This is a genomic window from Butyrivibrio sp. FCS014 (genome assembly GCF_000526935.1).
GTDB lineage: Bacteria > Bacillota > Clostridia > Lachnospirales > Lachnospiraceae > Butyrivibrio.
In genome coordinates this window covers 378,623-400,229 of record NZ_JAHA01000019.1, presented here as the reverse complement: position 1 = coordinate 400,229, position 21,607 = coordinate 378,623, and the positions used below count along the sequence as shown (strand labels likewise).

Annotated in this window: 19 protein-coding genes; 16 read left to right on the top strand and 3 right to left on the bottom strand. The window is 45.6% G+C overall.

Annotation, left to right across the window (positions count from 1 at the left end; translation table 11 throughout):
- Positions 1-242 precede the first annotated feature (242 nt).
- Positions 243-413 (top strand): hypothetical protein, encoded by a 171-nt coding sequence (locus T456_RS22595; protein ID WP_155838115.1) that lies wholly within the window; start codon positions 243-245, stop codon positions 411-413.
- Between the two features lie 105 nt (positions 414-518).
- On the opposite strand, the gene T456_RS0114720 is transcribed toward T456_RS22595, so the two are convergent.
- Genes T456_RS0114720 through T456_RS0114710 form a run of 3 tightly spaced genes read right to left on the bottom strand, consistent with a single transcriptional unit; the run spans position 519 to position 2,930 of the window.
- Positions 519-956 carry an aspartate carbamoyltransferase regulatory subunit gene (locus T456_RS0114720; protein ID WP_024866780.1) on the bottom strand — a complete coding sequence of 146 codons (438 nt, stop codon included), beginning with the start codon at positions 954-956 and terminating at the stop codon, positions 519-521.
- A gap of 13 nt (positions 957-969) precedes the next feature.
- The gene (gene pyrB / locus T456_RS0114715; RefSeq protein ID WP_024866779.1) at positions 970-1,890 is read right to left on the bottom strand and encodes an aspartate carbamoyltransferase; all 921 of its coding nucleotides are present in this window, start codon (positions 1,888-1,890) and stop codon (positions 970-972) included.
- A 32-nt stretch (positions 1,891-1,922) separates the two neighbouring features.
- On the bottom strand, positions 1,923-2,930 hold the full coding sequence (locus tag T456_RS0114710) for a DUF5050 domain-containing protein (protein WP_024866778.1): 1,008 nt from the start codon (positions 2,928-2,930) through the stop codon (positions 1,923-1,925).
- A 101-nt stretch (positions 2,931-3,031) separates the two neighbouring features.
- Between T456_RS0114710 and pheA the strand changes: the two genes are divergently transcribed.
- From pheA to T456_RS0114635, 15 genes are all read left to right on the top strand, one after another.
- Positions 3,032-4,162, top strand: coding sequence for a prephenate dehydratase (gene pheA, locus T456_RS0114705; RefSeq protein WP_024866777.1), 1,131 nt, complete (start codon positions 3,032-3,034; stop codon positions 4,160-4,162).
- Between the two features lie 22 nt (positions 4,163-4,184).
- Complete coding sequence (locus tag T456_RS0114700) at positions 4,185-5,732, top strand: Ppx/GppA phosphatase family protein (protein ID WP_024866776.1); 1,548 nt, start codon at positions 4,185-4,187, stop codon at positions 5,730-5,732.
- 19 nt (positions 5,733-5,751) lie between these two features.
- Positions 5,752-7,890, top strand: a complete 2,139-nt coding sequence (locus tag T456_RS0114695; protein WP_024866775.1) for an RNA degradosome polyphosphate kinase — start codon at positions 5,752-5,754, stop codon at positions 7,888-7,890.
- Positions 7,891-7,926: 36 nt separating this feature from the next.
- The gene (locus tag T456_RS0114690) at positions 7,927-8,511 is read left to right on the top strand and encodes a Maf family protein (RefSeq protein ID WP_024866774.1); all 585 of its coding nucleotides are present in this window, start codon (positions 7,927-7,929) and stop codon (positions 8,509-8,511) included.
- A 16-nt stretch (positions 8,512-8,527) separates the two neighbouring features.
- On the top strand, positions 8,528-8,782 hold the full coding sequence (locus tag T456_RS0114685) for a hypothetical protein (protein WP_024866773.1): 255 nt from the start codon (positions 8,528-8,530) through the stop codon (positions 8,780-8,782).
- A gap of 1 nt (position 8,783) precedes the next feature.
- A complete protein-coding gene (locus tag T456_RS0114680; protein WP_024866772.1) occupies positions 8,784-9,599 on the top strand; it encodes a Cof-type HAD-IIB family hydrolase in 816 nt (271 codons plus the stop codon).
- Between the two features lie 3 nt (positions 9,600-9,602).
- A complete protein-coding gene (gene thrH, locus T456_RS0114675; protein ID WP_024866771.1) occupies positions 9,603-10,211 on the top strand; it encodes a bifunctional phosphoserine phosphatase/homoserine phosphotransferase ThrH in 609 nt (202 codons plus the stop codon).
- 84 nt (positions 10,212-10,295) lie between these two features.
- A complete protein-coding gene (locus T456_RS0114670; protein WP_024866770.1) occupies positions 10,296-12,191 on the top strand; it encodes an EAL domain-containing protein in 1,896 nt (631 codons plus the stop codon).
- A 125-nt stretch (positions 12,192-12,316) separates the two neighbouring features.
- Positions 12,317-13,957: an ABC-F family ATP-binding cassette domain-containing protein gene (locus T456_RS0114665; RefSeq protein WP_024866769.1), complete on the top strand. Its 1,641-nt coding sequence runs from the start codon at positions 12,317-12,319 to the stop codon at positions 13,955-13,957.
- Between the two features lie 72 nt (positions 13,958-14,029).
- Positions 14,030-14,905, top strand: a complete 876-nt coding sequence (locus T456_RS0114660) for a phosphoribosylaminoimidazolesuccinocarboxamide synthase (RefSeq protein ID WP_024866768.1) — start codon at positions 14,030-14,032, stop codon at positions 14,903-14,905.
- A gap of 61 nt (positions 14,906-14,966) precedes the next feature.
- Positions 14,967-15,830 carry a ParB/RepB/Spo0J family partition protein gene (locus T456_RS0114655; protein WP_024866767.1) on the top strand — a complete coding sequence of 288 codons (864 nt, stop codon included), beginning with the start codon at positions 14,967-14,969 and terminating at the stop codon, positions 15,828-15,830.
- A gap of 63 nt (positions 15,831-15,893) precedes the next feature.
- The gene (locus T456_RS0114650; RefSeq protein ID WP_024866766.1) at positions 15,894-17,207 is read left to right on the top strand and encodes an MFS transporter; all 1,314 of its coding nucleotides are present in this window, start codon (positions 15,894-15,896) and stop codon (positions 17,205-17,207) included.
- Positions 17,208-17,436: 229 nt separating this feature from the next.
- Entirely contained in the window at positions 17,437-18,753 is a 1,317-nt protein-coding gene (locus T456_RS21595; RefSeq protein WP_024866765.1) for an IS4 family transposase, read from the top strand.
- 219 nt (positions 18,754-18,972) lie between these two features.
- The gene (locus T456_RS0114640) at positions 18,973-20,532 is read left to right on the top strand and encodes an ABC-F family ATP-binding cassette domain-containing protein (protein ID WP_024866764.1); all 1,560 of its coding nucleotides are present in this window, start codon (positions 18,973-18,975) and stop codon (positions 20,530-20,532) included.
- A gap of 143 nt (positions 20,533-20,675) precedes the next feature.
- A complete protein-coding gene (locus tag T456_RS0114635; RefSeq protein ID WP_024866763.1) occupies positions 20,676-21,548 on the top strand; it encodes a glycerophosphodiester phosphodiesterase family protein in 873 nt (290 codons plus the stop codon).
- The last annotated feature ends 59 nt before the right edge of the window (positions 21,549-21,607 follow it).

The following is a 21,607-nucleotide window of genomic DNA, read 5'->3' as shown; positions in this document are numbered from 1 at the left end:
AGCGTAAGCGGAGCAATCCGTTTTAGTATGATGTATAGCACTTCGTACTCCGTGAGCAAGTAGCGCGGCAGCGCGGATTGCGAATGGAGTTTAGGATTGCGAGAGCGTAAGCGGAGCAATCCGTATTTAATAGCCATGTAGCGGGGATCATGACTCAAAACCGCGAGCCTGGGGAGCATGGCGCTCTCTATCTCATTTATGTTATAATATATATACAATATAATGCCTGGGGAGGTGTTACTATGTTTGGAAAATCAACAAAAGATATCTACATCAATAACGAGACCCGCCCGCTTTCCGTATCGGGCTCCAACGACAATCCTTTTATGCAGGAGATGCTCCGTGGAGAAGAGAAGCGCCGGGAGAAGAACCGCGACGATATCCACAACAGACAGAACGGCTATATTAAGTAAAAAGTAAACTCAAAAGAGGCAGGGACCGCAGTCCCTGCCTCAACTTTATGCTTATGCTTTTGCGCCGCCAACAAGACAATTGACCGGTCTTGCCGCCAAATGGCGTCACATTATATCGCTCTCAGAATACTTCTCGTCGCAGTAGCGGCAGCGGTAGATCTCTTTTTCCTCATCTGCCAGATAGAAGATCTGGGGAAGCTCCTGTTCGATGGAGGAGATGCATCTGGGGTTGTGGCACTTGATGACGCCGGTGATCTCCTTTGGAAGCACCAGAGATCTCTTTTCAATTATCTCCCCGTCCTTTATTACGTTGACGGTGATGTTGTGATCAATGAAAGCCAGAACATCAAGGTCAAGGGAGTTGATGTCGCACTCGACTTTTAAGATGTCTTTTTTGCCCATGGCCTTACTCTTGGCATTCTTGATGATGGCCACTGTGGAATCCATGTTATCAAGGCCAAGGTGCCTGTAGATCTGCATGCTCTTGCCCGCCTTTATATGATCAAGAACGAATCCTTCTTCTATTTTTCCGATATTTAACATAATATGCCTTCCTTTATTTGATATTCAAAAGTGTCAGTATCAGAGCCATTCTCACGTACAGTCCGTATTGAACCTGCTTGAAGTATGCGGCTCTCGGGTCATCGTCCAGTTCCACGGAGATTTCGTTGACTCTTGGAAGCGGGTGGAGTATAAACATATTCTCTTTTGCCAGAGCCATTTTCTCCTTGTCCAGGATGTAGAAATTGCGAAGTCTGATGTAGTCTTCCTCGTTGAAGAAACGTTCCTTTTGTACTCTTGTCATGTACAGGAAATCCAGCTGAGGCATGATATCTTCGAGCTTGATCACCTCTTCATAGGGAATGCCCTTTTGACGAAGCATCTCGGTTATGTAGTCGGGAACGCGAAGTTCCTTGGGAGATATAAAGATGAAACGGATTCCCTCATATCTGCTAAGGGCGTTAATGAGAGAGTGGACGGTCCTGCCGAATTTAAGGTCGCCGCAAAGACCGATGGTGAAGTTACTGAGTTTGCCGTACAAAGATCTTATGGTCAAAAGATCTGTGAGTGTCTGGGTAGGATGCTGATGGCCGCCGTCTCCGGCATTTATAACGGGAATGGAAGACTTGCTTGCTGCCACCATGGGAGCGCCTTCCTTGGGATGCCTCATGGCGCAGATATCAGCGAAGCAGGAGATGACTCTTATGGTATCCGCCACGCTTTCTCCCTTGGCTGCGGAAGAGTTGCTTGCGTCCGCAAATCCCATACATTTACCGCCAAGTCTAAGCATTGCGGTTTCGAAACTGAGCCTTGTTCTGGTACTTGGCTCGTAGAAGCAGGTTGCAAGGATCTTGCCGTCGCATTTGTGGGAATATCCCTCCATGTCCCTTTCAATCTCACCTGCCAGGTCAAAAAGTGATTCCAGCTCCTCTACGGAAAAGTCCAGAGGATTCATCATGTGCCTTAATTTTTCCATACCGTCTCCCATTCTTTTATTCTTCTCTCAAGTTACTTGGATATTACGTAAAACGGTCCTGCCGCCGCGGATAGATCCAGGGGCATGTGATAAAGCTGATTGTCGTTTCCGTATACTTTAAAGTAAACATAACGGGAAGTCAGGTTGATACTGTTGACTATTCCGTTATAGAGAGTGATCGTGTCGGAACCATCAAGGCTGCACCTTCTAAGTCCGGGGGCATTGGCATCGGAAAAGGCGTAGTAGATATGCTGTCTGTCAACGCAGAAGCAATCCGCTCTGTCTGTGGTGACCTGTTCCTGAGAGCCCGTTGTCAGGTTGGTGCGCCATATACTGTAATTGGCTTCACCGTTGAGATAATAAAGATATCCGTCCTGTTCCTCAGGGAAGAAGTAATAACCTGAAAGAACCGAGGCGCCTCCGTCGTTGGAGGTAAACAATGTGTGAATATCGTGATCGTTTGTAACACCGGTGTAGTAGATGATGCCGTTGCTGTAGCATACGGGAGATATCATCTCATCCGCGACCTTGGTCAGATCCTTCTTGTCGCAGCGGATCTTGTAAAGGCTTCCTCCGTCGGTCTTGACCTGATAATAGAGGTACTTGCCGCACAGCTGAACCTCGCCGCAGAAGTCTCTGTGAAGGCTTGTGAGCTTCTCGCCGTTGGTCTTGCATCTGTAAATACCGTACTGATTGGATGCGGCGCCAAGGCCTGTGACTTTATCCGATTTGCTGGTGGAATCCATGTAGAAATAAAGATATCCGTCTGCACCGTTTATGTATTTGGCACCCATCGTGGTGAGACGCTTGGGATTTGTCTCGTCTACGTTCATGGAATAGAGACAATTGTAATCATTGGCATTGGAGAAGAAAACTTTACCGTCCATTTCCAAAAACAGACCGCTGTTCTGCAGATTGCCGGGAGTGTTGCCCCGGTTTAACTCATCCATGGGGATCTGTCTTGCGATGGCGTAATAGGTAAGACCACCTGCCAGAAGCAGGATAAAAATAGAAAAAATCAGAATAAATCTTCGGTTCATCTTTTTTCCTCCATTAACCATTATATGCGTGTCTTTGCTTGCTATCAAGCAATAATTGGGCTAAACTTTTAGTTATAATCTAAGGAACGAGAGGACATAAAATGAAGGATCTTTCGCAGCTTCGAGGGGAGCTTGACGCCATCGATAAAGAAATAGTTGAGCTCTACGAGAAGAGAATGGAAATATCGTCACAGGTGGCTGATTATAAGATCTCCACCGGCAAAAAAGTTCTTGATAAGGAGCGGGAGATTCAAAAGCTTAACGCCGTAAAAGCCCTTGCTCACAACGAGTTCAACAAGGTGGGAGTAGAGGAGCTCTTTTCCCACATCATGTCCATGAGCAGGAAGCTGCAGTATCAGAAGCTTGCGGAGCAGGGAGCCTTCCTTCGCCTTCCCTTTATTCCCATAGAGAGTCTTGATATCGACAAGTCCAGAGTCTGCTACCAGGGAGCGGAAGGGGCCTATTCCGAGATGGCCATGAAGAAATATTTCGGCAAGGATGTGAGCAGCTTTCATGTGGATACCTTCAAGGATGCCTTCGATGCCCTTGAGGACGGCAGCGCTGACTACGCCATCCTTCCCATAGAGAATTCCACCGCCGGCATCGTCAGCGAGGTGTACGATCTTCTTACGGAGTACGAGAGCTACATCGTGGGAGAGCAGATAATAGAAATAAGGCATTGCCTCATGGGACTTCCCGGGGCAAAGCTCGAGGATATAACCACAGTCTTTTCACATCCCCAGTCACTGATGCAGTCATCAAGGTTCCTCACAGAGCACAGCGACATAAGGCAGATCAGCATGAAGAACAACGCCTTTGCCGCAAGGAAGGTGGCAGAGGACGGAGACAGGACCCAGGCAGCCATTGCCAGCAGGCTTGCAGCGCAGATCTACGGCCTTGATATCATTGTGGACGGGGTCAATCAGGCGGATTCCAATTCAACAAGATTTATTATCGTAACCAACCGGAAGGTCTATTTAAAGGGGGCAAAAAAGATATCACTTTGCCTGGAGATTGCCCATGAAGCGGGAGCTCTTTACCATCTGATGTCCCACTTTATCTACAACAACCTTAATATGACCAAGATAGAGTCAAGACCTATCGAGGACAGGAACTGGGAATACAGGTTTTTTATCGACTTCGAGGGCAATCTTGAGGACAGTGCAGTTAAGAACGCCTTAAGAGGCCTTAGGGAAGAAGCCAGGATGATGAAGATACTTGGCAATTATTAAGAAGGAACGGGGGTTTTTTCTTATGACCGGAGAAGTATTTGCGGCAATTGATGTGGGCTCATATGAGATAGCTCTTAAGATATTTGAACTCTCAGCCAAAAACGGAGTAAGGGAGCTGGATCACGTAAGGCATCGTATCGACCTTGGCAGCGAGACCTATGCCACAGGCAGGATCTCGGGAAGCCGGGTGGATGAGATGATAAGGATCCTCGGCGAGTTCAAGTCCATCATGAACGGATACGGGGCAAGGCGCTACAAGGCCTACGGCACCAGTGCCATCAGAGAGACCAGGGATATAGTGATCCTTAAGGAGCTGATCCACCAGAGGACAGGTCTTCATATCGATGTCCTTAGCAATTCCGAGCAGAGATTTTTGGACTACAAGTCAATAGCTCTTAAGCACGAGATGTTCCAGGAGATCATCAAAAGACCTACCGCCATCATCGACATTGGCGGCGGAAGCATACAGATTTCGCTTTTCGAGAAGGATGCCCTTATCGCTACCCAGAACCTTAAAATGGGTGTACTTCGTCTTCACACCATTATGCAGACGGTTCAGGCGACAAGAGCAAGATACCTGGAGCTTGTAACAGAGCTTGTTAATTCCCAGCTGTCTGTTTTTGCCAAGATGTATTTAAAGGACAGGACAGTGGAGAATCTTATCATAATAGATGACTACGTTTCACCGGTTCTTGGGCGTATTACCGCAGGAACGGACCACGTTGGTATCGCCACAAGACAGGAATTCTCCGGATTTATGGATAAGGCCTCCGGCATCAATAATGCGGATGTGGCAAAGAGGTTCAATATCCCGGAGGAGAACATTCCGCTTCTTTATGTTTCGGGAATTCTCATCAACTGTATCCTTGGTATAACAAAGGCGGAGAACCTCTGGGCTCCGGGCGTTACCCTGTGCGATGGCATAGCCTATGAGTACGCAGAGAAAAAGAACTTTATAAAGTCGCCCCACAGTTTTGAGCACGATATAATTTCCTGTGCCCAGAACATTTCCAAGAGATACATGGGCAGTAAGTCAAGGCGGGAAACCCTGCAGCATATCGCCCTTGCCATCTTTGACAACACAAAGAAGATAAGCGGCCTCTCAAAGAGGGACAGACTTCTTTTGCAGGTGGCCACAATGCTCCACGACTGCGGCAAATATATCAGTATGGTGAATCTTGGCGACTGTTCCTACAACATCATCATGTCCACCGAGATCATAGGACTTTCCCACAAGGAGAGGGAGATCGTGGCCAATGTTGTAAGGTACAACCACGAGGGGTTTGATTATTATTCCAGCGGCAGCTCCTACATCAAAGGACTTTCCTACGAGGAGTACCTCAAGGTTGCAAAGCTCACCGCCATCTTAAGGGTGGCAAATGCCCTTGACAGGACCCACAAGCAGAAATTCAAGGATGTTAAGGTCTCGGTTAAGGACAGACAGCTGGTGATCAACATCGACACCAGAGACGACATCACTCTTGAGAAGGGACTGTTTACCAACAGAGCGGCCTTCTTTGAAGAGGTCTACGGCATCACTCCCGTGATCAGGCAAAAGAGATTACTGTGAGAATAAGGTGAGGTGACATATGGCTAAAGATAAGAAAACAATGGATTTTGAAAATCCCGAGCTTTATATAAACAGAGAGCTGAGCTGGCTTCAGTTCAATGAGAGAGTACTGTCCGAGGCAGAGGATGAGACCAACCCTCTGTTTGAGAGGCTTAAGTTCCTCAGTATCTCCGCCAGCAATCTGGATGAGTTCTTTATGGTAAGGGTTGCATCCCTTATAGATATGATAAATGCAGGCTACAAGAAGCTTGACATCGCCGGCATGACAGCCACGGAGCAGCTTGAAGCCGTTCTTGGCACGGTTCACGACTTCGTGGATACCCAGTACAGGATCTACAATGAAAAGCTCATCCCTCTTCTTAAGGAGAACGGCCTTCTTATCTGCAGTGACGAGGATCTTACCGACAAGGAAAAGAATTATGTTGACAGGTACTTCGACGAGTATGTCTACCCTGTTCTTACTCCCATGGCGGTAGACTCTTCAAGGCCTTTCCCGCTTATCAGGAATAAGACCCTCAATATCGGATCTCTTTTGAAAAAGAAAGAGGGAAAAGATGATGTGGATTTCGCAACGGTCCAGGTTCCGGACGTTCTTCCAAGGATCCTTGAGATCCCCGGAAAGGGCGATGTCCGCAAGGTGATGCTCCTTGAAAAGGTCATCGAGAGGAACATCAAAAAGCTCTATCTTAACTACGACATCATAACCAGTGCAGCCTACAGGGTGGGCAGAAATGCCGACCTTTCCATAGATGAGGACGAGGCGGAGGATCTTCTTAAGGAGATCGAGAAGCAGATCAAGCGCCGCCAGTGGGGCCAGGCCATAAGGCTTGAGGTTCCCGCAGGAATAGACAAGAAGCTCCTTAAGCTCATTGCAAAAGAGCTGGGTGTTGAAGCCAACGAGATCTATAACATCGAAGGTCCCCTGGATCTTACATATCTTATGAAGATGTATAAGCTTGATGGCTTTGATCATCTCAAGGAGCACAGCTACATCGATCCTCAGCCCGTACCCGAGTTTGAGGGCAGTGACAATATCTTTGAGGTCATAAGACGCGGGGATATTCTGATGCATCATCCCTACCAGACCTTTGAAAATGTGGTAAGGTTCGTTGAGCAGGCTGCTGTAGATTCCGATGTACTGGCCATTAAGCAGACTCTTTACAGAGTAAGCGGTAATTCCCCCATTATCGCAGCTCTTGCCAAGGCAGCAGACAACGGCAAGCAGGTTACGGTTCTGGTTGAGCTTAAGGCCAGGTTTGATGAGGAGAACAATATCGTTTGGGCCAAGATGCTTGAGAAAGCAGGCTGCCACGTTATATACGGTCTTGTGGGACTTAAGACCCACTGCAAGATCACTCTGGTTGTAAGAAGAGAAGAGGACGGCATCAAGAGATACGTTCATCTTGGAACCGGTAACTACAATGATTCCACAGCCAAGCAGTACACCGATGTGGGACTGTTCACCTGTGCTCCTGCCTTTGGTGAAGATGCAACGGCTGTGTTCAACATGCTCTCCGGATATTCCGAGCCCCTTGGCTGGAACAAGCTTTCCCTGGCACCTCTGTGGCTTAAGGACAGGATCCTTGACCTTATTAAGAGAGAGGAGCAGCATGCTCTTGCGGGAGAACCTGCAAGGATCGTGGCCAAGATGAATGCCATCTGCCACAAGGAGGTCATAGCAGCCCTTTACAGAGCAAGCTCAGCAGGAGTAAAGGTTGATCTTATTGTCCGTGGTATATGCTGCTTAAGAGCCGGCGTTCCGGGTGTAAGCGAGAACATCACCGTAAGGTCAATCGTTGGCAACTTCCTTGAGCACAGCAGGATGTTCTACTTTGAAAACGGCGGAAGCCCTGAGTTCTACTGCTCCAGTGCCGACTGGATGCCCAGAAACCTTGAGCGAAGGGTGGAGATTCTTTTCCCTGTGGAGGATGATAAGCTTCGAAAGAAGATGTGGCACATTCTTGAGACAGAACTTAGGGATACCGAGAAGGCCCATGTGATGAATGAGAAGGGCATCTATGTTAAGATGCAGACACCGGGAAGTGATGCAGAGAAGATCAATTCCCAGAAGGTATTCGGAGACGAAGCAAGGGTGGCTTCCAAAAAGCGCGGAGCTGACAGCAGAGTATTCATCCCCGAGACCAATCCGAAAATATGATGAAATCCGGTCTCTTATGGGGCCGGTGGAGGAACTATGAGATATATTCTTGCTTCGGGATCACCAAGAAGAAGAGAACTCTTTTCCAAGGTGGTTCCTGAGTATGAGGTGATACCTGCGGTGGGGGAGGAAGTCACTGTAAAACAGCTTCCCGCCGAGATTGTGGAGGAGCTTTCCTATCAGAAGGCTTCCGAAATATTTTACAAAAATTTAACGGATAGCGGGGACGGACTTGTTGTAATCGGTTCAGACACCGTTGTATCATATAATCATAGAGTTTTAGGTAAGCCCGCAGACAGGGCTCAGGCGGCGGATATGGTCCGTATGCTGCAGGGACAGACCCACAGCGTATTCACCGGAGTTACCGTTTTTTACCGCATTGGCGGTGAGGATAAGAGCTTTACCTTCAGTGAGCGCACCGATGTACATGTAGCACCCATGACCGAAGACGAGATCACGGCGTATGTCAGTACCGGTGAGCCGGATGACAAGGCCGGAGCCTATGGGATCCAGGGACAATTCGCAATATACATCAGCGGGATCAACGGCGATTATTACAATGTTATGGGACTTCCTGTTGCCAGACTCTATAAAGAGATGAGAGATCATGATCTTTTGTAATAATATGGAGGTTGTTATGCACGAATATGATGAAGCAGTTCTGAGATGTTTTTTGGAAAACCAGGAGCAGCTGTTCCCTGAGGCTGTAGCTGAGAACATGGAGGAAGCAGAAGCTTTTCTTGAAGACTGCATGGCAGTTGTGGTAGACGGACCTGAGGAGGTAGAGGAATACTTTGAGGAGACCGGTGTCGATACTGAGGACGGAAATGTGCTTGAAGCCAATGAAGTCTTTGATATAGGCGATGGCAGATACCTCATCGTAGAAGGATAAGATGGCCAAAAAAATATTCTTTTTTGATTTAGACGGGACTCTCCTTAACAGTAGTAAGCAGATCACCGACAGGACTATGGATGCCTTAAGGAAATTTACCGATGCGGGAAATTATTTCTGCATCAACACCGGAAGGCAGATCGATAGTGCCAAGGCAGTGTACAACGGGCTTGCACTGGATTTTAAGGGGAGTTTTTTATGCGGTTCCAACGGGACCGAGATATACAGTGTGGATGAGGACAGGTACATCTACAGGACGGGAGTACCTCTTGAGATGGTCCCAAAGATCATCGACCTTGCAAAAGAGTATGATATTCACTGTCATACTTACAATGAAGACCACATAGTCACACCCTTTAACGGGGAGTGCATGGACTATTACAGAAGGGTCATCAAGACTCCGCTTATTGTTACGGATAATGTGCTTGAATACCTGAAGGAGCCCCCTTCCAAGATGATCGCCATAGAGCTCCATGACCATGACAAGCAGGAGAGGTTCAGAGAGGCTTTGCAGGAACTTGTCGGGGACACGATCACTCTTTTGTACTCCAATCCATATTACATGGAGATATTCCCATCGGAGGCCGGAAAGGGCAATGCGGTAAGGCGTCTTGCTAAGATCCTTGGGGTGGATATCGTGAATACTTATGCAGCAGGAGACGAGCAGAATGACATTTCCATGATCGAAGCAGCCGGAACGGGTATTGCAATGATCAACGGAACTGATATAGTAAAGAGTAGCGCTGACGTGATAACGACTCTGGACAATGACCATGACGGTCTTGCGGAGTTCATTCTTAAAGCTATGGAGGAGTAAAGTATGAATATTGTTTGCCTGGATCTTGAGGGAGTACTGGTACCGGAGATATGGATCGCCTTTTCGGAGGCCAGTGGAATTCCGGAACTTAGAAGGACCACAAGGGACGAACCCGATTACAACAAGCTGATGAACTGGAGACTTGGAATCCTTAAGGAGCACGGCCTTGGTCTTAAGGAGATTCAGGAGACAATAGCAAAGATAGATCCCCTTCCCGGGGCAAAAGAGTTTCTGGATGAATTAAGGAGCCTGACACAGGTGATCATCATAAGCGACACCTTCACCCAGTTTGCAACACCTCTTATGGAAAAGCTGGGATGGCCCACAATCTTCTGCAACAGCCTTGAGGTGGCGCAGGACGGTACCATTACAGGCTTTAAGATGAGGATCAAGGACTCCAAACTCACTACGGTCAAGGCACTTCAGTCCATCGGATATGAGACTGTGTCAGCAGGAGACAGCTACAACGACCTTGCAATGATACAGGCTTCCAAGGCAGGATTTCTTTTCCGTACCACGGACAAGATCAAGGCAGATTTCCCCGACCTTCCCGCTTTTGAGGAATATGATGAGTTTCTGGAAGCTATCAAAAAAGCGATAAATACTTTATAAAATCTTAATACCTTACCCGATTGTATTGGGTAAGGTATTTTTATACAATTAGCATATACGCAGATGAAGATTTGAGGATGTGCTATGTGGGATTACAGTTTTGCCGTTCAAAGTACCTTCATATTAAGCCTTATACTTGTCATCTACTTTTCGCTGCCAAGGCTATCAATCAGAGTGAACCGCATCTTTGTCGACTTACTGATCATTCAGAGTGCGGTTATTTTCTTTGACATAGTTTCAAGCTGGGCTGACAACGAGTATGAAACCATGGCGGTGTCTGTCCTTTATCTTCTGAATTCCATTTACTTTATACTGTTCTATGCCAGAGCTTATCTTGCCTTTGTATTTACTGCAAATGTCTTTAAGATGGACCCCTTTTCCGGTATGCTGCGGGCACTTCTTCTGGCACTGCCCGTCGATATAGGCATTATCCTCGTATGCATAAGCCCCTGGACCGGCATTATCTATTCCATTGAAGCGGGCGGTTACCATGCCGGGCCAATGTACGACATTATCTACTTCATAACCTATTTCTATCTGGCTATATCCTTTATCGTAATGCTGACCCACAGAAAAAACGTCAACAAAAAGCGTTACTGGTACAGCATGCTTCTTTTCAATGCTCTTATGCTGGCAGGCATAATTACGAGAAGAGCTTTCCCCATGCTGCTTCTCATGGACAGCTTCTGTCTCATGTCAATAATCACTGCATATCTCACCTTTGAAAATCCTGAGTTTTATCTTGACCTCAAAGGAGCGGTGTTTAATACGAATGCTTTAAAGGATTATCTGGAAGAGAGAAACGGAAAGCTTGCCCACAGACTCTTGGGTGTGGTGATACACAATTACTACGAGATGAGGGATATCTACGGCGGCAAGCAGATGGATGCCGGAGTCACCCTGATCTCCAGATATCTTACCGAAAGCTTTGCGGACTGCAATGTGTTCTATTACAGGCGTGGACGATTCATCATAATGGGGCCTTCGGATCTGAATTTCGAAAAGTGCATTGAAAAGATAAACTCAAGGTTCGAGCAGCCCTGGAAGGATGAGGACATAGAACTTTATCTTGATACCTGCTATCTGACTGTTGATCTTGTCGGAGAGATCAGTTCTCTGGATGGATTCTTTAACATTCTGATCAGTAATTTTGAAAAGGCAGACAGGCAGGACAGTAAAGTCCCTGTTGCCATTTCTGGAAAGCAGATTGAGAATAATGAATATGAAGTATCGGTGAAAAGAGCTCTCGAGGCAGCCGTGGACGAGGATAAGGTGGAAGTGTTCCTTCAGGTGCTGGTTGATGCAAATACCGGAAAAGCTGTGGGTGCAGAGGCTCTTTGCAGGATAAGGGACTTAAAGGGAGAACTGATCCCTCCCGGAGTTTTCATTCCCATTGCGGAAGGAAACGGCAGGATAAATCAGCTTGGTGAGCAGGTTTTTGAAAAGACCTGCGAATTCATCAGCAAGAATGACATGTCAAAGCTGGGAATTTCCTGGATAAATGTCAATCTGTCACCAATGCAGTTCATGAAAACCGATCTGGCAAAGCGGTATGAATCGATCATTCAGAAGTACGGTATCAACCCGGAGTGTATCCATCTGGAAATCACTGAGGAAGCTATGATCGACGATGTTTTCCTTCGAAGGCAGATGCAGGCGATGCAGAGCCGTGGATTCATGTTTGTACTTGATGACTACGGCACCGGTTATTCCAATCTTACCAGGTTAAAAAAGTGTTCTTTTATCAATGTAAAATTTGATATGAGCATAGTAAGGGACTATTGCAGTGAACCCGATGAGATAATCCCCAACATGATACAGACCTTTAAACACATGAAATTCGGAATCACTGCTGAGGGTGTTGAGACTGCAGACATGGTAAAGCTCCTTAAGGAAGCAGGCTGCGATTATCTGCAGGGATACTATTATTCAAAGCCTTTGCCCATGGACGAATTTGTGCAGAAGTATACAATCACATAAGTATTTGACACCAATAACTTTTACGGCGGGGAATATCCCGCCGTTTTCTTTGACTTTCCCGGCGCTTTAGCCTATAATACCACTGTTGCAAAATGGAAGTTTAAGTATATAAGAGGTTTTATTTAATGATCAGTGCAAATAATGTAACACTTAGAGTCGGAAAAAAGGCTCTTTTTGAGGATGTAAACATCAAATTCACGGAGGGTAACTGCTACGGAATCATCGGAGCAAACGGTGCCGGTAAGTCAACCTTCCTTAAGATCCTTTCAGGGCAGATCGAGACCACCAACGGTGATATCGCCATCACTCCCGGCGAGCGTCTCTCATTCCTGGAGCAGGATCACTTCAAATATGATGAGAACGTGGTTCTTGATACCGTTATGGGTGGAAATCCCCGTCTCCTTGAGGTAATGAAGGAGAAGGATGCGATCTATGCCAAAGAGGATTTCTCTGACGAGGACGGAATAAGAGCCAGCGAACTTGAAGCTGAGTTTGCCGAGATGAACGGATGGGAAGCTGAGTCAGATGCCGAGAGCCTTCTTAACGGACTTGGTATTGAGACAGAGAACCACTACAAGCTTATGAAGGAGCTTGACGGTAATCAGAAGGTTAAGGTTCTCCTTGCGAGAGCACTTTTCGGAAATCCCGATATACTGCTTCTCGATGAGCCTACCAACCACCTGGACCTTGATGCTATTGCATGGCTTGAAGAGTTCCTTATCAATTATGAGAATATCGTTATTGTAGTATCCCACGACAGATACTTCCTTAATAAGGTATGTACATACATTGCCGATATTGATTACGGCAAGATCCAGCTCTATGCCGGTAACTATGACTTCTGGTATGAGTCTTCCCAGCTGATGATCCGTCAGATGAAGGAAGCCAACAAGAAGAAGGAAGAGCAGATCAAGGAGCTGAAGGAATTCATCGCCCGCTTCTCTGCCAATGCAAGTAAGTCCAAGCAGGCTACTTCAAGAAAGAGAGCCCTGGAGAAGATCGAGCTTGATACCATCAAGCCCTCCAGCAGAAAATATCCTTACATTGATTTCAGACCTGACCGTGAGATCGGTAATGAAGTACTTACTGTTGACGGCATCTCCAAGACCATAAACGGAGAGAAGGTTCTTGATAATATTTCATTTGTTGTTCAGCATGATGACAAGATCGCCTTTGTTGGCGGCAATGAGCTTGCAAAGACAACTCTTTTCCAGATCCTTATCGGAGAGATGGAGCCTGATGAGGGAACCTACAAGTGGGGCGTTACCACTTCCCAGGCTTACTTCCCCAAGGATAACACCAAGGAGTTTGACAACGACTACAACATTACCGAGTGGCTTACCGGCTATTCAACAATCAAGGATGCTACCTATGTAAGAGGCTTCCTTGGACGTATGCTCTTTGCCGGTGAGGATGGAATCAAGAAGGTTAAGGTCCTTTCCGGAGGAGAGAAGGTAAGGTGCCTGCTTTCCAAGATGATGATCAGCGGAGCTAACTGCCTTATCTTCGATGAGCCCACCAACCACCTTGATATGGAATCAATTTCCGCTCTCAACGACGGAATGATCAAGTTCCCCGGAGTTGAGCTTTTCGCCTGTCGTGACCACCAGGTTGTGCAGACTACAGCCAACAGGATCATGGAGATCCTTCCTGACGGAACACTTGTGGATAAGAGATCCACCTATGACGAGTACCTTGAAAATGATGAAATGGCCAGAAAGCGTACAGTATACAATACTGTTGCCGAGGAGGAAGAGGACGATTGATGTCCTCCTGCTTCCATATATTAGTTACAGGTAATGTTTCATAATATTTTTTAAAAACTAGGAGGAGCTGCAATGCAGGAGTACAGACCCGTAAAAGAGGGAAAAGTTCGAGAAATCTACGACACCGGTGAGAATCTTATCATGGTTGCCACCGACAGGATATCTGCCTTTGACGTTATCCTTAAGAACAAGGTTTCAAAGAAGGGAACAGTTCTTACACAGATGTCCAGATTCTGGTTTGATTTTACAAAGGACGTTGTAAAGAACCACATGATCAGCACAGATACCGCTGACATGCCCGAGTATTTCAGAAGGCCTGAGTTTACGGGAAACAGTATGCTCTGCAGAAAGCTCATCATGCTTCCCATCGAGTGTATCGTTCGCGGTTACATCACAGGATCCGGCTGGAAGAGCTACAAGGAGAACGGTACCGTATGCGGGATCAAGCTTCCTGAGGGACTTAAGGAGTGCGACAAGATCCCTGAGCCCATCTACACACCCAGCACCAAGGCTGAGATCGGTGACCATGATGAGAACATCGATTTTGACAGAAGCGTGGAAGTTCTTGAGAGAGATTTCCCCGGACACGGCCTTGAGTATGCCACCAAGATCAGGGACTATACGATAGCTCTTTACAAGAAGTGCGCAGACTACGCTCTTACAAAGGGCATCATCATTGCCGATACCAAGTTTGAGTTCGGTCTTGATGAGAACGGAGAGGTTGTTATCGGAGATGAGATGCTCACTCCCGACAGCTCACGTTTCTGGCCTGTGGAAGGATATGAGGCAGGACATGACCAGCCTTCCTTCGACAAGCAGTTTGTAAGGAACTACCTTAAGGCAAACCCTGACTGTGATTACAACCTTCCCCAGGAGGTTATCGACAAGACCATCGACAAGTACCTCGAGGCCTACAGACTCCTTACGGGAAAAGAACTTGAGGCATAAGGCGGTTATTGTGATAGAATCTATAGTAGGATCAGATATCTGATTACTTTGGAGGAATATCATGAGGGAGAGATTTGAAGTTCATCTTGTAAATGAGATTGAGAAGTACAAAGGCCTGGCTTTTCCGGTTAAGTGCGGAACACTGCACAGGATTTTGTTTGCATCTGCAAATATCATGAAGCTTCATCCCAATCCCGACGACGAGTTTTCAAAGCCGGAAGTGGGACCAAGCTACAGGATTGTCTCTGAGTATGAGACCAAGCTCAGGGAGCATCCGGATGTTAGGTTTGAGCCTATTATCGTTGAGAAAATGCATCCCGACGGATATCTTATCATCAACGGCCATCACAGATGGGCTGCCTTTTACAGACTTGGATATAAGAGAGTTCCCATTGAGATCGTCAACATGGCTCATGAAGACGACATCATAAAGATGATCGAGACTGCTACAAACGACAAGAGAGTTACCATTGATCTTGATGAAGTTGTTTTCTGCAAGAGCGATGACGAGCCAAGTGAAGCAAAGCCCGGTTTTCCTTTCGGATATTTCTTTAAAGAGAGGATAAGGCTTGGGATACCGGCTCTTTTCCATTATCTTTCCAATAACGGCTATGACATCTGGGTGTATTCTTCAAAGTTCTATTCCATAGATTACATCAGAAATTACATGAAGCGATATCATGTAAATGTCACCGGAATAGTTACAGGTACTGAGAAAAAGAATAACAGAAGCGAGAGTGCCCAGAAGAACATCGATAAGATGATCGCAGGCAAATACAAATACACTCTGAACGTTGATGATGACATGGTTCTTCTCATCAACAATGAGACCAAGGAGTTTGTTGAACACGAGATCAACAAGGAAAAAGGAAACTGGTCTCAGGGAGTAATAAATATTCTTCAACAGATGAAAGAGGATGCTTGACAACATCCTCTTTTTTTAAATAAGCTAGTAGTAAGAAAGTATGAAAAAAGGGGTATTGGGGACATGAAATTGAACTATAAGCGTACTATTCTTATCGGCCTGGCATTTTTATCAATCTGTGCCTTCTGGCAGTTCTATGACAACGAGATTCCGAAGATACTGAAGTATTCCTTTGGACTTGGGGAGACTGCCACAGGCGTCATTATGGCGCTGGATAACGTGCTGGCGCTGTTTCTTCTTCCGCTGTTCGGAGCCATCTCCGACAGGACGGATACCAAAATGGGCAAAAGAATGCCCTTCATCACCGTGGGAACTGCCTTTGCGGTAATTTTCTTTGTGATCCTTATAACTGTGGCAAGGCCCAGCGGAAGCCTTGTATTCTTTGTTGCGGTTCTTCTGCTTCTTCTTATTTCCATGGGAATATACAGATCACCTGCGGTTTCGCTGATGCCTGACCTTACACCGGCACCTTTAAGAAGTGCAGGAAATGCTGTGATAAACCTTATGGGAGCCCTGGGCGGCGTATTCACCCTTGTGATGACCATGGTACTTCTAAAAGGTGCGGACGATCCTTCAAAGACCAACTATATACCGCTGATGATGAGTATAGTGCTTCTTCTTATTATTGCCATTTTGATCCTTAATCTTACCATCAAAGAGAAGGACATCAAGAAGCAGATAGAAGCTGAAGGCGGACTGGCATCCTATGGTGAGAAGTACTCCGAAGAGGTTGAGGCCATCAGGAGAAGCAAGGGAACAAAGCTTCCTCCGGAAGTATTTAAGAGCCTTGCGTTCCTGCTTGCATCAGTTTCCTTCTGGTTCATGGCATACAATGCTGTGACCACAGCCTTTACCAGATACGTGGGCGAAGTGTGGGGCAAGACCGACGGAAGCTACGCCGGGATCCTCATGGTGGCCACGGTGGCAGCGGTACTAAGCTACATTCCCATCGGCGCAATTTCCAGTAAGATCGGACGTAAGAAGGTGATACTTGCGGGAGTTGTAATGATGAGCTGTGTTTATCTTGTGGCTTCTTTCCTGACAAGCTACACGCCTCTTATGAATGTCTTTTTTGCAATCATCGGTATAGGCTGGGCTGCCATCAACGTAAACTCTTATCCCATGGTTGTTGAGATGAGCAAAGCCGGCGACATCGGCAAGTACACCGGAACCTACTACACCTTCTCCATGGCGGCACAGGTGTTTACACCGATTCTTTCGGGATTCCTTTTAGAGCACGTTTCCTACAGGACGTTGTTCCCTTATGCCTTTGTGTTCTCAACACTGGCATTCTTTACAATGCTGATGGTTAAGCACGGTGACTCCAAGCCGGAGGCTAAGAAAAATATCATCGAGCACTTTGATGTTGATGATTAAGCAGATATTATGTTATTTTAGACAGCGAGGCTTTTTGCCCAATGTCATTAAGTTAAGGTGACACTATAAAGATCTCTACATCAGAAATGATGTAGGGGTCTTTTTTTTCTGAAAAAATGTTGACATAAAAGCTAAAAAGTGCGGCCGCTTTCGCTACTGATTTTATTTAGAGGTAGCGAAAGCGGCCCTTGAAATTGTAAGCATAATTCTCGATTTCAAGGAGGTGCACATGAAACCCAAACAACTAAAAAATCTTTTGATGTCAAATATTCGTAGAGTAGTGAAAAACTCTAAATTGTATTGCGTCAATCCAGAAAAGGATTTTTCACGCAAAAGGAAACTTACTATGGAGAAATTGATCACAGGCATAATCGGAATGCAAAGTGGAAGCCTGACTAATGAATTGATAGATTTTTTTAATGCATCGTCTGATGTTCCTACTGCTTCAGCGTTTTCGCAACAACGTTGTAAGATCAGTCCTAATGCTTTTCTGAAAGTATTCCGCGAGTTTTCTCATGAAATAACCAGTACATTTAAAGAAGAGATTCATTTATTAGCGGTTGATGGTTCCAGAATTCAAATAGCTACCGCCCCAGAAGATACCGACTCATTTTATCCTGGCTCAAATGGCCAAAAACCATACAACTTACTACATTTGAATGCGCTGTATGATCTTAAGCATTGTATCTATAGTGATGCTATTATCCAAAAAGATAGAATAGCCAACGAACATAAAGCTTTTGCAGAAATGATAGATAGATCAAATATGCCAAAAGCCATTGTAATTGCTGATAGAGGCTATGAATCTTATAACAACATGGCTCACGTTCAAGAAAAAGGATGGTATTTTCTTATTCGTATAAAAGATGGAAAAACAGGAATGAAAGAGGGTTATGACCTTCCAAAGAAACCAGAATACGATGTACCTATATCCATGAATTTGATACGCCGACAAAACAAAGAAACCAAAGAGTTATACAAGGACAGGAATCATTATAAATTTATAGCAGCCACTTCGACATTTGATTATCTTCCATCAAAATCAAGAAAAGCAGATCCAACACTTAGTTATAATCTTAGATTCCGGATTGTTCGATTTAAGATCTCAGAAAATGGCTATGAAACGGTACTCACTAATCTTGAACCAGATACATATCCGCCAGAAAAGCTAAAAGAATTATATGCAGTTCGCTGGGGAATAGAAACATCTTTCAGAGACCTGAAATATACAACAGGAATGCTGGATTTTCATTCAAAAAAGGTGATGTGCATCCAACAAGAAATCTACGCACATCTTATAATGTATAACTTTGCTGAAATGATTACCTCGCACGTAGTCATTGATAAAAAGCAAAGGAAACATACATATAAAGCGAATTTTTCGGTTGCAGTGCATATGTGTAGATTGTTCTATCGAGGAAAGGCATCATCACCTGATTTGGAAACCATTATATCAAAAAATCTAGTTCCTATAAGGCCAGATAGACATCGGGAAAGAAAACTAACTGGCAAGATATATCATAGTTTCCTATACAGAGTAGCATAAAAACAATAAGCTGCATAATTTTATTTTGGCGGAGAAAATCCGTCTATTTGCTATGCCCTAAAAAGAAGAAACTGAGGATGAAGAGTAAAATACTTCATCCTCAGTCTGTTGCCATTTTTGTATTGTCATACTAACTTAATGACATTGGGCTTTTTGCCCCGCTGTTTATTTTTGTTATGGTATTATATTTGTACTAATAAAACGGAAAGGTAATCTGTAATGAGTATTTTAAACGTAGAACATCTGACACACGGCTTTGGAGACAGGGCAATCTTTGATGATGTGTCTTTTCGCTTATTAAAGGGCGAGCATATTGGACTGGTGGGAGCCAACGGAGAAGGAAAGTCCACTTTCATGAATATCATTACCGGCAAGCTCATGCCGGACGCGGGAAACATTGAATGGGCCAAGAACGTGAACGTTGGCTACCTTGACCAGCATGCGGTTCTTAAGCAGGGCATGACCATAAGGGACGTTCTGGCTTCTGCTTTTGATCCTCTCTATCAGATGGAGGCCAGAATGAATGAGATCTGTGATGCCATGGGAGAGGCGGATGAGGAGCAGCTTGAAAAGTACATGGAGGAACTGGGCACCATTCAGGACCTTCTGACAAACCATGACTTCTATCTTATAGATTCCAGGATCGAGGAGGTATCAAGAGCTCTTGGATTTTTGGAGCTGGGCTTTGACCGCGATGTAACAGAGCTCTCGGGAGGGCAGAGGACCAAGATCCTACTTGCCAAACTCCTTTTGGAGAAGCCGGACATTCTTTTGCTGGACGAGCCTACAAACTACCTGGATGCAGAGCATATTGTGTGGCTTACCAGATATCTTCAGGACTATGACAACGCATTTATACTGATCTCCCACGATGTTCCATTTCTAAACAATGTGGTGAACATCATTTATCACATGGACGGTCAGACCCACAGCCTTGACAGATACGTCGGTGACTACGATCACTTCACCGAAGTATACGAGGCCAAGAAGGCACAGAGGGAGGCTGCCTACAACAGACAGCAGCAGGAGATCGCAGACTTAAAGGACTTCGTTGCCAGGAACAAGGCAAGAGTTGCAACCAGGAACATGGCCATGGCAAGACAGAAGAAACTTGACAATATGGACCTTATCGAGAAGATCCAGGAGAAGCCAAAGCCCGAGTTTGACTTTAAGACTGCCCGCACTCCCAGCAAATTCCTCTTTGAGATAGAGGATCTGGTGATAGGGTACGACGAGCCACTGTCAAAGCCCATTACCATGTTTGTTGAGAGAAACTCCTTTATAGTTCTTACAGGTGCCAACGGAATAGGAAAGACCACGCTCCTTAAGAGCATTCTGGGACTGATCCCCGCTATATCAGGTAAGGTGACAAGGGGAGAGAACGTGGAGATAGGATACTTTGAGCAGGAGATGGCTCCAAATATTGAGACCACCTGTCTTGAGGAAATCTGGAACGAGTTCCCCGGATTTTCACAGTATGAGGTGCGCTCAGCCCTTGCCAAGTGCGGACTGACCACCAAGCATATAGAAAGTAAATGCAGAGTCCTTTCGGGTGGAGAGCAGGCCAAGGTAAGACTGTGTAAGCTTATTAACAGAGAGTCTAACATTCTCATCCTGGATGAGCCCACCAACCACCTTGATGTGGATGCCAAGGCAGAGCTTCACAGAGCTCTTAAGGAATACAAGGGAACCGTTATCATGGTATGCCACGAACCGGACTTCTATGAGGACCTGGCAACAGAGGTTGTGGATTGTACAAAATGGACCACAAAGGTCTGAATTTGGTAATAATTGTATAAAATTAATAAAGATTTCATAGGTTTTTCCTATATATTGGCGGATATTTTGTTGCGAAGTTAACAAAAGATGTGTAAAATATTTGTCGGACAAGTTACAAAATTATCAATGGGAAGTGGTTTTTGATGCTTTTTTTCAAGGTTTTATGCATATTTGCGGCAGTTGTAGCAATTCTTTATCTTATTATGATAATGCCCAGGATGATGCACAGGCCTGACAGAGAAAAGTTCACAAAAGTTCTTTATGCACACCGCGGACTTCATGATAATAATACCGATGCTCCGGAGAACTCCATGGCAGCTTTTAAGAAGGCAGTGGAGGGAGGCTATGGCATCGAATGTGACGTCCAGCTGACCAGAGACGGGATACCGGTGATCTTCCACGACTTTACTTTAAAGAGAGTCGCCCGCTATGAGAATGACAGAGCGGCAGAGGTAAAGGGCAAGGTCATTGATTACACCTATGACGAGCTTCAGGAGCTGGTTCTTCTTGGTTCCAATGAGAGGATTCCGAAATTCGAGGACTTCCTTAAAATGGTGGACGGCAGGGTCCCTCTTATAATAGAGCTTAAGATCGAGCTTAAGGACCTTAGGGTCTGCGGCGAAGTCTGGAAGTTCCTTAAGGATTACAAGGGTGTTTACTGTATAGAGTCCTTTAATCCACTGGGTGTATGGTGGTTTAAGCGCAATCACCCGGATATCATGAGAGGTCAGCTCTCTGATGAATTCCACAAGGATTCACCGGAGGAATTTAAAGGTATTCTGTATTTTGTTTTAACGGGGCTGCTTTTCAATTTTCTTACCAAGCCTGATTTCATCGCATTTAATCGCAAATATCCGAAGAGTGTATCCATGCAGCTTTGCAGAAGGCTGTATAAGTGTACATGCGCGGCCTGGACGGTGAAAAGTCAGGAGCAGCTTAAAGAGGCAGCTAAGGACTTTGATATCTTTATCTTTGACAGCTTCATTCCCGAAAGCGGAAGCAGAAGCATCTTTTGACCGTATGGTAATTCCTGTGCTGGCGGATCGGTCCGCATTTAGCACAGTAGTTATAAATA

Excerpts from the sequence above, each read along its gene's own strand:
- T456_RS22595 (WP_155838115.1), top strand. The coding sequence starts at position 243 with ATGTTTGGAAAATCAACAAAAGATATCTACATCAATAACGAGACCCGC.
- T456_RS0114720 (WP_024866780.1), bottom strand. The coding sequence starts at position 956 with ATGTTAAATATCGGAAAAATAGAAGAAGGATTCGTTCTTGATCATATA.
- pyrB (WP_024866779.1), bottom strand. The coding sequence starts at position 1,890 with ATGGAAAAATTAAGGCACATGATGAATCCTCTGGACTTTTCCGTAGAG.
- T456_RS0114710 (WP_024866778.1), bottom strand. The coding sequence starts at position 2,930 with ATGAACCGAAGATTTATTCTGATTTTTTCTATTTTTATCCTGCTTCTG.
- pheA (WP_024866777.1), top strand. The coding sequence starts at position 3,032 with ATGAAGGATCTTTCGCAGCTTCGAGGGGAGCTTGACGCCATCGATAAA.
- T456_RS0114700 (WP_024866776.1), top strand. The coding sequence starts at position 4,185 with ATGACCGGAGAAGTATTTGCGGCAATTGATGTGGGCTCATATGAGATA.
- T456_RS0114695 (WP_024866775.1), top strand. The coding sequence starts at position 5,752 with ATGGCTAAAGATAAGAAAACAATGGATTTTGAAAATCCCGAGCTTTAT.
- T456_RS0114690 (WP_024866774.1), top strand. The coding sequence starts at position 7,927 with ATGAGATATATTCTTGCTTCGGGATCACCAAGAAGAAGAGAACTCTTT.
- T456_RS0114685 (WP_024866773.1), top strand. The coding sequence starts at position 8,528 with ATGCACGAATATGATGAAGCAGTTCTGAGATGTTTTTTGGAAAACCAG.
- T456_RS0114680 (WP_024866772.1), top strand. The coding sequence starts at position 8,784 with ATGGCCAAAAAAATATTCTTTTTTGATTTAGACGGGACTCTCCTTAAC.
- thrH (WP_024866771.1), top strand. The coding sequence starts at position 9,603 with ATGAATATTGTTTGCCTGGATCTTGAGGGAGTACTGGTACCGGAGATA.
- T456_RS0114670 (WP_024866770.1), top strand. The coding sequence starts at position 10,296 with ATGTGGGATTACAGTTTTGCCGTTCAAAGTACCTTCATATTAAGCCTT.
- T456_RS0114665 (WP_024866769.1), top strand. The coding sequence starts at position 12,317 with ATGATCAGTGCAAATAATGTAACACTTAGAGTCGGAAAAAAGGCTCTT.
- T456_RS0114660 (WP_024866768.1), top strand. The coding sequence starts at position 14,030 with ATGCAGGAGTACAGACCCGTAAAAGAGGGAAAAGTTCGAGAAATCTAC.
- T456_RS0114655 (WP_024866767.1), top strand. The coding sequence starts at position 14,967 with ATGAGGGAGAGATTTGAAGTTCATCTTGTAAATGAGATTGAGAAGTAC.
- T456_RS0114650 (WP_024866766.1), top strand. The coding sequence starts at position 15,894 with ATGAAATTGAACTATAAGCGTACTATTCTTATCGGCCTGGCATTTTTA.
- T456_RS21595 (WP_024866765.1), top strand. The coding sequence starts at position 17,437 with ATGAAACCCAAACAACTAAAAAATCTTTTGATGTCAAATATTCGTAGA.
- T456_RS0114640 (WP_024866764.1), top strand. The coding sequence starts at position 18,973 with ATGAGTATTTTAAACGTAGAACATCTGACACACGGCTTTGGAGACAGG.
- T456_RS0114635 (WP_024866763.1), top strand. The coding sequence starts at position 20,676 with ATGCTTTTTTTCAAGGTTTTATGCATATTTGCGGCAGTTGTAGCAATT.